The organism is Cytobacillus stercorigallinarum (assembly GCF_014836495.1).
GTDB classification, from domain to species: Bacteria; Bacillota; Bacilli; order Bacillales; family Cytobacillaceae; genus Cytobacillus; species Cytobacillus stercorigallinarum.
In genome coordinates this window covers 102,293-114,446 of sequence record NZ_JACSQT010000009.1, presented here as the reverse complement: position 1 = coordinate 114,446, position 12,154 = coordinate 102,293, and the positions used below count along the sequence as shown (strand labels likewise).

The following is a 12,154-nucleotide window of genomic DNA, read 5'->3' as shown; positions in this document are numbered from 1 at the left end:
GAACAAAATCGAAGACGCTAACATAAAAAAGGAGGCGTCGTAAATGAAGAGAAATCTATTTATACTTGTTATTATTCTTTTTCTTTTTCCTTGTACGTTAGGGATGAGTGCATCTTCATCTCAATTAATCGTGCCTTCCTTGGATGAAATGCAACAAGAAGAACAAGTGGCTATTATCGTTTATAGTGATGACGCCGACTTACAAGTAGAAAAGGAGAAGCTCAAAGCACAAGGTGTCGCTATAAGATACATATATAACTATGCCCTTAAAGGGTTTTCTGTTGAAGCAACAAGTGAAAAATTAGCACAAATAGAAGGGAATCAAACAATTAATCACCTGACAACTGTACAAAATTATACTGTGCAAGGGGAGAATGACAATATTCAGCTTATTGGCGGAGAGGCCATCAGAGGTTATTTTGATGATGCTAATCATCGCCTTACTGGAGAAGGGGTGAAGGTTGGCGTCATTGATACGGGCATTGATTATCGTCATCCAGATTTACGCATTAGTTATAGTGGTGGGAAAGACCTTGTGGACCAAGATGACGATCCGATGGAAACAGTGAATATGGGGCGTTTGGACACATTGCACGGTACTCATGTGGCAGGTATCATTGCAGCCAACGGAAAAGTAAAAGGCGTGGCACCAAAAGCAGAGATTATTGCTTATCGTGCCTTAGGACCAGGCGGAAGCGGGACGACAGAGCAAGTGTTACAAGCAATAGAACAAGCGATAAAAGACAAAGTGGATGTCATTAATCTTTCCTTGGGCAATAATGTGAACGGACCGGATCTCCCCATTAGTCTTGCTTTAAATAAGGCAGTCGATAGTGGAATCGTTGCTGTTACATCATCAGGTAATTCAGGGCCTGGCATATGGAGCGTTGGCTCACCTGGTACGGCTGCCAAAGCCATTTCTGTAGGAGCTTCTACCCCTACATTAAAAGTACCTTATTTACATATTGGTAAAAAAGAAATGAAACTGTACCCAATGCAAGGAACGATACCATGGGATTTGAACAAATCATTTGAATTATATAACGGTGGCATTGGGAAAAAGGAGCAATTAAAAGGGGCTAATGGAAAAGTAGTGATTGTTGAGAGAGGGGAATTAACTTTTACGGAAAAAAGTAAGAATGCCAAGGAAGCGGGCGCAATGGCTTTGCTTATTTACAATAATACATCAGGCACCTTCATGGGTAATTTAGAAGAGATGTTAGATATTCCAGTTGTATCATTAACAAAAGCAGATGGGGAAGCGATCAATCAAGAGCTTTCACAAGCTAAAAGATTATATGGACAAACAGTCATAAAAGAAGAAAAAGACATATTAGCTGAATTTAGTTCAAGAGGTCCGGTGACATCTACTTGGGAAATAAAGCCTGATGTGGTGGCACCAGGAGTAGCCATTAATAGTACGATTCCTGGTGGGTATACACCATTACAAGGAACAAGTATGGCAGCGCCTCATGTGGCAGGGGCGGCTGCTTTGTTAATACAGGCTCATCCTGATTGGCGCCCTGAGCAAGTAAAAGCAGCACTCATGAATACGGCCTTACCTATAGTAAATGAAAATGGCACCCCCTACCGTACCTTTGAACAAGGTGCGGGCCGAATTCAATTGAAGGAAGCATTAAAGACATCCACACTTATCTATCCATCGTCCTTACAGTTTGGCAAGTTTAAGTTATCAGAACAACATCATGACCATGTAGCTAAAATTACTGTTGAAAATACAACCGATGAAAAACAGTCCTATGCTTTTGAAATTCCGAAAAAACAAAAAGGGATTGAATGGCGTCTGCCATTATCTTTTATGCTTGAGCCTAAAGAGAAGAAAACGATTCGTTTACATATGATTGTTAATCCAAAGGAACTCTCTGAAAAATTGGCAGACGGTACAATCCAGTTGAACAGTAATAAGCAAACGATTCACATCCCTTACTTATACGTATTAGAAGAACCGGATTATCCGCGTGTCATGGGATTTAGTTTTGGGAAAGGCGATAGTATGGAAACGTATCGTTATGAAGTATATTTACCTGGCGGAGCTGAAGAATTTGGGATTGCTTTGTTCGATTCAACTTCATTAACTTTTACAGGAATGCTCGATTGGAAGAAAAATGTAAAGAAGGGTCAGGTGAAAGAGGATTTATTCATAAGCGATTTACCACAGCCTGGATTGTATATTGCAAAAGTATTTGCTCGTAAATCTGGACAAGAAGATTGGATAGAGACCCGTTTGTTTATTGGTACAAATGGGGAATTAGAAATGAAAGGTAATTAAATTGTATAAAAAAATTATAATTGAAAAATAATAGCCAAAAGGAACGCATAATTAGTCTTTTTTTGCAAGAATAATCTAATGAAAATTTTATGAAAAAAGTGTGAACATCCATATTTTGCCCAAAAGAGAACTGGTGAATTTCCCATTAAACGCATTGACATTGACATGCCCCTATTGTATGCTTACAAAGGGTATTATTGATAGGGTTTTCATGAGCAGATTTATAGTTTTATATCATATGAAATAGACGATTTTCATACTGCTTTCCTCAGAAAACCTCTTACCATTCTCGACTGAGAGGATGCGTTTTAATGCGTGATAATGACCTTCGCCCTTTTAAAGCGATGGCACTCATGTCCGCCATTCTTTCCCAATTAGTAGGCGCCATTCTTCTAGGTGTATTTGCTGGGAGATGGTTCGATCGGTTACTAGAGACCGAACCACTGTTTCTAATAATCGGTTTATTACTAGGTTTGACAGTGGGCATTTATGCCATGCTTCGTTTAATCCAACATTTTTTTTCAGGAGAATAAACAAATATGCCGGAAATACAAGAACGATTTAGTAGACAACGTAAATATATGCTTTTCTTGTTGTCATTCTTTGTACTCGGCTGGGGCTTTACGTCTTATCAATCTATCTTTCTTGGCCTGATTTTGGGAACGGTTCTTAGCTTCTTTAATCTTTGGTTAATCGTAAGGAAGATGATTCAGTTCCGAGAAGCAGTAGAGAAAGAGCAAAAGGTGCGTTCACTAGGAACGATGTCGCGAATGGCATCTGCCGCATTGGCAGTTATCATTGCGCTTGAGTATCCAGAGTATTTTCACCTTATAAGTGTAGTGTTGGGATTAATGACGTCCTATTTAGTCATTATGATAGATTTTTTTCTTCAATCTTTTCATTTACGTAAAAAGCGGGAAGAGAGGTGAATAATTTATGGATCATGGAGCTCCATTGATAAAATTTATGGGGTTAACCTTCAACTTATCTAATATTTTGATGATAACAGTCGCAAGTGTGATAGTTTTCTTAATTGCTGTCATTTCAACTCGTCGTTTAGCAATGAAGCCGACAGGTATGCAAAACTTTTTTGAATGGGTGATGGACTTCGTTAAGAACATCATCAACAGCAACATGGCATGGAAAGATGGTGGTAGATTCCACGTGCTTGGAATCACGCTCATCATGTACGTTTTTGTATCTAACATGCTAGGACTTCCATTTGCAGTCACCTATAACCACGAGCTATGGTGGAAATCACCAACAGCTGATCCGGTCGTAACGCTTACACTAGCAGCGATGGTGGTAGGTCTTTCACATTATTATGGTGTGAGAGTGAAGGGTTTGAAAGGATATGGGAAAGATTTCTTCAAGCCAATGTGGTTTATGTTCCCATTGAAAATCATTGAAGAGTTTGCCAACACATTAACACTTGGTTTGCGTCTTTACGGTAATATCTATGCAGGGGAAATCCTACTGACATTACTTGCAGGATCACTTGCAACAGGATTCTTAGGACATGCTGTAGCAGTATTACCAACATTGTTATGGATGGGATTCTCCGTATTTATCGGTGCTATCCAAGCATTTATTTTCTGTATGTTAACAATGGTTTATATGTCTCACAAAGTGAGTCACGACCATTAATATATACCTGTTCATTACATGAACAAAACATGTTTGTTAAAAATAATTTTATTCCAAAATTTTAAGGAGGAAACAAATAATGGGTCTTATAGCAGCAGCAATCGCAATTGGTTTAGCAGCACTTGGTGCAGGTATTGGTAACGGATTAATCGTTTCAAAAACAGTTGAAGGTATGGCACGTCAACCAGAAGCTCGTGGTATGCTTCAAACTACTATGTTCATCGGGGTAGCGTTAGTTGAGGCGATTCCGATCATCGGCGTAGTTATCGCATTCATGGTTATCGGTGGCTAATTTTTTGTATTTGTAAAATGGCGAAGATCATCACAAGTGGACCTTCGCCTTTCCTTTATGTGAAAATCAATTGAATGACTTTAAAATAGTTTGACCTTAAGTGAACGTCTCTTGAAGGGAGTGAATCGAGGGTGTTATTAGATAGTTATGTATTAGGTGCATCTGGCGGCTTTAATGGTGGCGACATCGTATTCCAATTGGCTATGTTCATCATTTTGTTAGCTTTAATTAAAAAGTTCGCATGGGGCCCACTTATGGGAATCATGAACCAACGTGAAGAACATATCGCTGGTGAAATTGAAGCAGCAGAAGCAAGTCGTGTAGAGGCGAAGAAATTACTAGAAGAGCAAAAACTTCTATTAAAAGAAGCGCGTACAGAAGCGCAAACGTTAATTGAAAGCGCGAAGAAGCAAGGTGAAGCACAACGCGAAGAAATTATTGTTGCAGCACGTGCTGAAGGCGATCGTTTGAAAAATTCTGCAAAACTTGAAATCGAGCAGCAAAAAGAACAAGCTGTATCCGCTATTCGTGAACAAGTTGCTTCATTATCTGTCCTAGTTGCTTCGAAAGTCATTGAGAAGGAATTAAGTGCAGCCGATCAAGAAAAACTAATTAACGAATATATTCAAGAGGCAGGCGAGAAGCAATGACGAGCTCAATAGTGGCAAAACGTTACGCGTTAGCTCTATTCCAGCTTGCGAATGAACATCAGCTTCTTGACCAAATGGAAGATGAGCTTCGTGCAGTGAAAGACGTAGTGAATCATGACTCTGAATTTAAAGCAGTGTTAAAGACTCCTAAGCTCTCTATTCAAAAAAAGAAAGAGATCGTAAAGGAAGCTTTTGCATCTGTTAACACATATGTGATAAACACTTTACTCATCATGGTGGAGCGTCATCGTGAAGATGAAATCACAGGTATGGTCGAGCATTTCTTAGACCTATCAGATGAGCAAAAAGGAATAGCTGAAGCGAAAGTTTACTCTGTTCGTCCTTTAACTGATGAAGAGAGCAAAGCTTTATCTGCAACATTTGCAGCTAAAGTGGGCAAGCAATCACTTCGTATAGAAAATATCGTTGACTCAAATTTATTGGGCGGTGTCAAGCTTCGCATAGGAAACAAGATTTTCGATGGTAGCTTACGTGGCAAGCTAGATAGACTTGAGCGACAATTGTTAGGCTAAGATTCGTAGATAGGGGTGAAACTCATGAGCATCAAAGCTGAAGAAATCAGTGCGCTGATAAAAAAGCAAATTGAAGGTTATCAGTCGGAAATTCAAGTGAGTGATGTCGGTACAGTTATCTCAGTAGGTGATGGTATCGCGCGTGTTCATGGTTTAGATAACGCCATGGCTGGCGAACTTGTTGAATTTTCGAATGGCGTTATGGGTATGGCGCAAAACCTTGAAGAAAGTAACGTCGGTATTGTTATTTTAGGACCATTCACAGAAATCAAAGAAGGCGATGAAGTTCGCCGCACAGGACGCATCATGGAGGTACCAGTAGGTGAAGAACTTATTGGCCGTGTTGTAAATCCTCTTGGACATCCTGTTGATGGAATGGGACCAATCAATACAACTAAAACTCGTCCGATTGAAGGACCGGCTCCAGGTGTTATGGATCGTAAATCTGTACATGAGCCATTACAAACAGGTATTAAAGCGATTGATGCATTAGTGCCAATCGGTCGTGGTCAACGTGAGTTAATCATCGGTGACCGTCAAACAGGTAAAACATCTGTTGCAATCGATACAATTTTGAACCAAGCTGACCAAGATATGATCTGTATCTATGTTGCAATTGGTCAAAAAGAATCGACTGTACGTAATGCAGTTGAAACTTTACGTAAAACAGGTGCGCTAGATTACACGATTGTTGTAACTGCATCTGCATCTCAACCAGCTCCATTACTATACTTAGCACCATATGCTGGGGTAGCAATGGGTGAAGAGTTCATGTATAACGGTAAACATGTATTAGTTGTTTATGATGACTTAACAAAACAAGCATCTGCTTATCGTGAACTTTCATTATTATTACGTCGTCCTCCAGGTCGTGAAGCATATCCAGGGGATGTATTCTACTTGCACAGCCGTCTTCTAGAGCGTGCAGCTAAATTAAGTGACGCAAAAGGTGGCGGTTCAATCACTGCTCTACCTTTCATTGAAACACAAGCAGGTGACGTTTCTGCTTATATTCCAACAAACGTTATTTCGATCACTGACGGACAAATCTTCCTTCAGTCTGACCTATTCTTCTCTGGTGTTCGTCCAGCGATTAACGCAGGTCTTTCTGTATCACGTGTTGGTGGTTCTGCACAAATCAAGGCAATGAAAAAAGTAGCTGGTACATTACGTCTAGACCTTGCTTCATTCCGTGAACTTGAATCATTCTCTCAATTTGGTTCAGATTTAGATGCAGCAACACAAGCGAAGTTAAACCGTGGTACTCGTACAGTTGAGGTTCTTAAACAAGACCTTAATAAACCACTTAAAGTAGAAAAGCAAGTTGCGATTCTTTATGCATTAACTCGTGGTTTCCTTGATGATATTCCAGTTGAAGACATCCGTCGTTTTGAAGAAGAATATCTTACTTGGTTAGATCAAAATCATAAAGAGTTGCTTGACCATATCGCTACAACTCAAGGCCTTCCGGCTGATGAAGATATGGCAGCTGCAATTAACGAATTCAAGAAAACGTTTGTGGTTTCTGAATAATCATTGCAGAGTTAGACAGGATGGGATTGTTGTCCCTTCCTGCCTTTTCATGCATTGTTTTTACAGGATCTAATGATATATAAGGGTTGAGAAGGCCTACGTGCCAACCAATCAAACACACTTAAGTATAAGGGTGGTGAGAACCTGTGGCATCATTACGTGATATAAAGAACCGAATCAATTCTACGAAGAAAACAAGCCAAATTACAAAAGCTATGCAAATGGTATCAGCTTCTAAAATGACTCGTGCGGAAATAAATGCAAAAGCATTTGTCCCTTATATGGAAAAAATCCAAGAGGTAACAGCGTCTATCGCAATTGGTAGTGCAGATGCATCACATCCAATGTTAGTGAGTCGTCCAGTTAAGAAAACGGGTTATGTCGTCATTACATCTGACCGTGGACTAGCTGGCGCATTTAACAGTAGAGTATTAAAAGCGGTTAACCAAACGATTCAACAAAGACATAAGTCTAATGATGAGTTTGTCATTATAGCGATTGGTAGAATGGCTGTTGATTTCTTCAAAGGAAAAGGGATGAATGTGATCGTCGATATCGTCGGCGTAGCAGACCAGCCATCATTTGCTGAAATCAAAGACTTAACAACTAAAACGGTTGGTATGTTCTCTGATGAAACATATGATGAGGTATACATTTATTACAATCACTATGTCAGCGCAATTACGCAAGAAGTAACATCGAAAAAAATCTTACCACTAACAGACATTTCTAGTGGATCAGACCAGTTAACTTCGTATGAATTTGAGCCTTCCGCTGAAGAAATTTTGAAAGTATTGCTACCTCAGTATGCTGAAAGTTTAATTTATGGTGCATTATTAGATAGTAAAGCCAGTGAGCATGCTGCGCGTATGACAGCGATGAAGAATGCAACGGATAATGCGAAAGATCTAATCAATGCATTAGACTTAAGCTATAACCGTGCACGTCAGGCTGCAATTACTCAAGAAATTACTGAAATTGTCGGTGGAGCAGCGGCTCTAGAATAATTAATATAGCATTTCTTATTAGGAGGGAAAAAGATGAACAAAGGACGCGTTCTTCAAGTTATGGGTCCAGTTGTTGACGTAAAGTTCGAAAACGGTCAACTACCTGCAATCTATAACGCATTGCAAATTGATAACACTTCGCGTAACGAATCTGAAGTTGGAATCAACTTAACCCTTGAAGTTGCCCTTCATTTAGGTGATGACACTGTACGTACAATTGCTATGTCTTCAACAGATGGTTTACAACGTGGAACGGAAGTAATAGATACAGGTGCAGCCATCTCTGTACCAGTAGGTGATATCACTCTTGGCCGTGTATTTAACGTACTAGGTAATACAATTGACTTGGATCCAGCAATTAGCGGTGATGCTCGTCGTGACTCTATTCATAGAGAAGCACCTACATTCGAAAAACTTTCTACAGAAGTAGAAATTCTTGAAACAGGAATTAAAGTAGTAGACTTACTTGCTCCTTACATCAAAGGTGGTAAAATCGGTCTATTCGGTGGTGCCGGTGTTGGTAAAACCGTTTTAATTCAAGAGTTAATCAATAACATCGCTCAAGAGCACGGTGGTATCTCTGTATTCGCTGGTGTTGGTGAGCGTACACGTGAAGGTAATGACCTTTACTATGAAATGACTGACTCAGGCGTTATTAAGAAAACAGCGATGGTATTCGGACAAATGAATGAGCCACCTGGAGCACGTATGCGTGTTGCCCTAACTGGTTTAACAATGGCTGAATATTTCCGTGATGAGCAAGGACAAGACGTTCTTTTCTTCATGGATAACATCTTCCGTTTCACGCAAGCAGGTTCTGAGGTATCTGCCCTACTTGGTCGTATGCCATCTGCCGTTGGTTACCAACCAACACTTGCTACTGAAATGGGTAAATTACAAGAGCGTATCACTTCAACGAATGTTGGATCTGTTACATCAATCCAAGCGATTTATGTACCTGCCGATGACTATACTGACCCGGCTCCAGCAACAACATTCGCTCACTTAGATGCGACAACAAACTTAGAGCGTAAATTATCTGAAATGGGTATTTACCCTGCCGTGGATCCATTAGCATCTACATCACGTGCACTTTCACCTGAAACAGTTGGTGAAGAGCATTATGAAGTAGCTCGTACTGTACAACAAACATTACAACGTTACAGAGAGCTTCAAGATATTATCGCAATCCTAGGTATGGACGAGCTTGGAGACGAAGATAAACTTATCGTTGAACGTGCGCGTCGTATCCAATTCTTCTTATCACAAAACTTCCACGTAGCAGAGCAATTTACAGGACAACCAGGTTCTTATGTTCCTGTAAAAGAAACTGTTAAAGGATTTAAAGAAATCCTTGAAGGTAAATATGACCACCTACCAGAAGACGCTTTCCGTCTAGTTGGTCGTATTGAAGAAGTAATTGAAGCTGCTAAAAAAATGGGCGTAGAGGTATAATTTAGGACCAGGAGGGTAAAAAATGAAGACGATTAAAGTCAGTGTTGTTACTCCCGATGGCCCGGTGTATGAATCCGATGTGGAAATGGTAAGTACAAAAGCTGAAAGTGGAGAGCTTGGTATTTTAGCAGGCCACGTCCCTATGGTTGCACCGTTACAAATTGGAGCTGTCCGTCTAAAGAAAGAAAATCAATCTGATTTGGTTGCTGTTAGCGGTGGTTTCCTCGAAGTACGTCCGGACCAAGTAACGATTTTAGCGCAATCTGCGGAACAAGCGACTGATATCGATCTTGATCGTGCCAAACGTGCAAAAGATCGTGCAGAACAACATTTGAATGAAACAAAGCGTGAAAACGTCGACTTCAAACGTGCAGAACTTGCATTAAAACGTGCGATGAATCGTATCAATGTTTCGGAGAGAAATATATAATCATCACGAAAACGAGCCAAAATGCTGCGACTCAAGCAGCATTTTGCTCGTTTTTTTGTATGTGTAACGTCAATGATGGCAAAGCGCATCCGATTAGTTCGAGACTGCCCATAAGGAAATACCTTTGGTGTGGTCTTTTTCAATGAGTCAAAAAATTGTCCCCAAGTTGAATTCTCGTTTGAATTCCGTTAATCCGTATACCCAGAGATTCGAATGATATTCTCTTAACACTTTAAACATTTATCTTCTCATTTCAAGATTAGTGATAATCTTTTCATGCTTTATTTAGCAGTCATTGATCATTTTTTCAAATAAGATTAAGTAAAAAAGATATATCCTAAACAACTTGTCATATAAATGAGTAAGGGACAGATGGAAATGGTCGGTGGATTATCGACAGAATATGGCAGGGATGTTATAATGTATCCGATTACATTTTAAAAATTATGAATAGTTTCATTATTATGGGGGGATGATATTGGAATTATGGCATCTGTATCAAAATAATTATTTGATAGTCCTTTCTTTTATACTTATCGGTGTGCTCTTACCATTAGTTGCTTTATTTTTCGGGAAATTATTGCGACCGTATCAACCAAATGAAAATAAGTATACGACTTATGAAAGTGGAATTGATCCCTTTCAAGACTCAAGGGTACAATTCACCGTGCGTTATTACATGTTTGCTCTTCTTTTCGTCATTTTTGATGTAGAGACAGTATTTTTATATCCATGGGCCGTAGCATATGAAAAATTAGGCATATTTGCTTTAATAGAGATGCTGATTTTCGTGTTTATGTTAGTGATTGGTTTAATTTATGCTTGGAAAAAGAAGGTGCTGAAATGGATTTAAAATTTGATCAAATGAGTGAAAAAGAAATGGCTGAAATTCAGCGGAATGTATTCATGTCTACATTAGAGCAACTAAAAGGCTGGGCTAGAAGCAATTCATTATGGCCGATGACATTTGGTCTCGCCTGTTGTGCCATTGAAATGATGGGTGTGGGTTCTTCTCACTATGATCTCGATCGTTTTGGCTCTTTTTTTCGTACTTCGCCACGACAATCTGATGTCATGATTGTATCAGGAACCGTTACGAAAAAAATGGCTCCAGTAATCAGACGTCTTTATGATCAAATGCCAGAACCGAAGTGGGTAATTGCAATGGGCTCTTGTGCTACAGCGGGTGGACCATATGTTTATTCTTATTCGGTTGTGAAAGGGGTCGATCAAGTGGTCCCAGTTGATGTATACATACCTGGCTGTCCACCCAACCCTGCTGCACTCATATACGGAGTTAATAAGCTAAAAGCTAAAATCCGTTATGAGGCGAAAACGGGAAAGAGGGTGATTTAATTTGAGTGAAAAGGACAAAGAGCAGTTAAAGAAAGAAGCAGCAGAAAAAGCAAGAGCAGCTGCACAAAGAAAGCGGGAAGAGAGGGAAAAGAAAAAAGAAAAATCGAATGACTCAGCATCCGAAATGCCCCAAACAACAGAAGATGTTACATCTAATCAAGATTTAGAAAAACAAAAAGCAGCAGCCGCCGCCAAGGCAAAAGCCGCCGCATTAGCAAAGAAAAAGGCAAAAGAAGCAGAAGGAACAGAAACAGAGCCAACAGCTAATCAAGACTTAGAAAAACAAAAAGCAATCGCTATCGCCAAAGCAAAAGCCGCCGCAGCAGCGAAACGAAAGGCAAAGAACGCGAATGAAAACGGCGATTCAGAGAAGGCTAAAGCGATCGCAGCCGCCAAAGCGAAGGCAGCTGCAGCAGCAAAGGCAAAAGGGAAAATAACTCAAGCAAAAGAAACAGAAGTTTCAGAACCTATCACACCATCACCTCAACAACCAATCTTAGATCGTTACCTCAACATTGTAAAAGAACACTACAAAGATGATATTTTAGAAGATTCCTATATTAATCGTATGAGCAAGCATGTGCCAACTATTGTGGTTAAGCTAGAACATTATTATTCACTAGCCTTATTATTCAAACAACATAGCGGGCTTCATTTTGAATTTTTATCAGAACTACATGGAACTGATTTTGAAACATATATGGAGATTTATGTTCATTTATACTCCTTTAAAAATAAGCAGTCTGTCGCTTTGAAAGTGAAAATGGATCGTGAAAATCCAAGAGTTGATTCTATTGCTTCTATATGGCCAGGAGCGAACTGGCCGGAGTGTGAAGCATATGACCTTCTTGGCATTCAATTTACCAACCACCCTGACCTACATCGTATTATGCTTGGGGAAGATTGGGTTGGTCATCCTCTCCGCAAGGATTATGAACCTTATGATGTGGAGGTGTAAAAG

General features: G+C 39.7%; 14 protein-coding genes. All 14 read left to right on the top strand.

Annotation, left to right across the window (positions count from 1 at the left end; translation table 11 throughout):
• The first annotated feature begins 43 nt into the window (after nucleotides 1–43).
• The 14 genes from H9655_RS16955 (at nucleotide 44) to H9655_RS16890 (ending at nucleotide 12,151) form a co-directional block, all read left to right on the top strand.
• Nucleotides 44–2,290 carry a S8 family serine peptidase gene (locus tag H9655_RS16955; RefSeq protein WP_191816230.1) on the top strand — a complete coding sequence of 749 codons (2,247 nt, stop codon included), beginning with the start codon at nucleotides 44–46 and terminating at the stop codon, nucleotides 2,288–2,290.
• 311 nt (nucleotides 2,291–2,601) lie between these two features.
• A complete protein-coding gene (locus tag H9655_RS16950; RefSeq protein WP_191816228.1) occupies nucleotides 2,602–2,823 on the top strand; it encodes an AtpZ/AtpI family protein in 222 nt (73 codons plus the stop codon).
• Nucleotides 2,824–2,829: 6 nt separating this feature from the next.
• Nucleotides 2,830–3,219: an ATP synthase subunit I gene (locus H9655_RS16945; RefSeq protein ID WP_191816226.1), complete on the top strand. Its 390-nt coding sequence runs from the start codon at nucleotides 2,830–2,832 to the stop codon at nucleotides 3,217–3,219.
• Nucleotides 3,220–3,226: 7 nt separating this feature from the next.
• Nucleotides 3,227–3,937, top strand: coding sequence for a F0F1 ATP synthase subunit A (gene atpB / locus H9655_RS16940; RefSeq protein ID WP_191816224.1), 711 nt, complete (start codon nucleotides 3,227–3,229; stop codon nucleotides 3,935–3,937).
• 79 nt (nucleotides 3,938–4,016) lie between these two features.
• Nucleotides 4,017–4,229, top strand: coding sequence for a F0F1 ATP synthase subunit C (gene atpE / locus H9655_RS16935; RefSeq protein WP_095371589.1), 213 nt, complete (start codon nucleotides 4,017–4,019; stop codon nucleotides 4,227–4,229).
• A 131-nt stretch (nucleotides 4,230–4,360) separates the two neighbouring features.
• Nucleotides 4,361–4,879: a F0F1 ATP synthase subunit B gene (locus H9655_RS16930; protein WP_191816222.1), complete on the top strand. Its 519-nt coding sequence runs from the start codon at nucleotides 4,361–4,363 to the stop codon at nucleotides 4,877–4,879.
• Nucleotides 4,876–5,412 (top strand): F0F1 ATP synthase subunit delta, encoded by a 537-nt coding sequence (locus tag H9655_RS16925; RefSeq protein WP_191816220.1) that lies wholly within the window; start codon nucleotides 4,876–4,878, stop codon nucleotides 5,410–5,412. Before H9655_RS16930 ends, H9655_RS16925 begins: the two co-directional genes overlap by 4 nt.
• Before the next feature lie 24 nt (nucleotides 5,413–5,436).
• Nucleotides 5,437–6,945: a F0F1 ATP synthase subunit alpha gene (gene atpA, locus H9655_RS16920; RefSeq protein WP_191816218.1), complete on the top strand. Its 1,509-nt coding sequence runs from the start codon at nucleotides 5,437–5,439 to the stop codon at nucleotides 6,943–6,945.
• Nucleotides 6,946–7,091: 146 nt separating this feature from the next.
• Nucleotides 7,092–7,952, top strand: coding sequence for a F0F1 ATP synthase subunit gamma (locus tag H9655_RS16915; protein ID WP_191816216.1), 861 nt, complete (start codon nucleotides 7,092–7,094; stop codon nucleotides 7,950–7,952).
• A 33-nt stretch (nucleotides 7,953–7,985) separates the two neighbouring features.
• Nucleotides 7,986–9,407 (top strand): F0F1 ATP synthase subunit beta, encoded by a 1,422-nt coding sequence (atpD, locus tag H9655_RS16910; protein WP_191816214.1) that lies wholly within the window; start codon nucleotides 7,986–7,988, stop codon nucleotides 9,405–9,407.
• A gap of 22 nt (nucleotides 9,408–9,429) precedes the next feature.
• The gene (locus H9655_RS16905) at nucleotides 9,430–9,837 is read left to right on the top strand and encodes a F0F1 ATP synthase subunit epsilon (RefSeq protein WP_191816212.1); all 408 of its coding nucleotides are present in this window, start codon (nucleotides 9,430–9,432) and stop codon (nucleotides 9,835–9,837) included.
• A gap of 478 nt (nucleotides 9,838–10,315) precedes the next feature.
• Entirely contained in the window at nucleotides 10,316–10,690 is a 375-nt protein-coding gene (locus H9655_RS16900) for an NADH-quinone oxidoreductase subunit A (protein ID WP_318245510.1), read from the top strand.
• On the top strand, nucleotides 10,681–11,193 hold the full coding sequence (locus tag H9655_RS16895; RefSeq protein WP_191816208.1) for a NuoB/complex I 20 kDa subunit family protein: 513 nt from the start codon (nucleotides 10,681–10,683) through the stop codon (nucleotides 11,191–11,193). Before H9655_RS16900 ends, H9655_RS16895 begins: the two co-directional genes overlap by 10 nt.
• Before the next feature lies 1 nt (nucleotide 11,194).
• Nucleotides 11,195–12,151: an NADH-quinone oxidoreductase subunit C gene (locus H9655_RS16890; protein WP_191816206.1), complete on the top strand. Its 957-nt coding sequence runs from the start codon at nucleotides 11,195–11,197 to the stop codon at nucleotides 12,149–12,151.
• The last annotated feature ends 3 nt before the right edge of the window (nucleotides 12,152–12,154 follow it).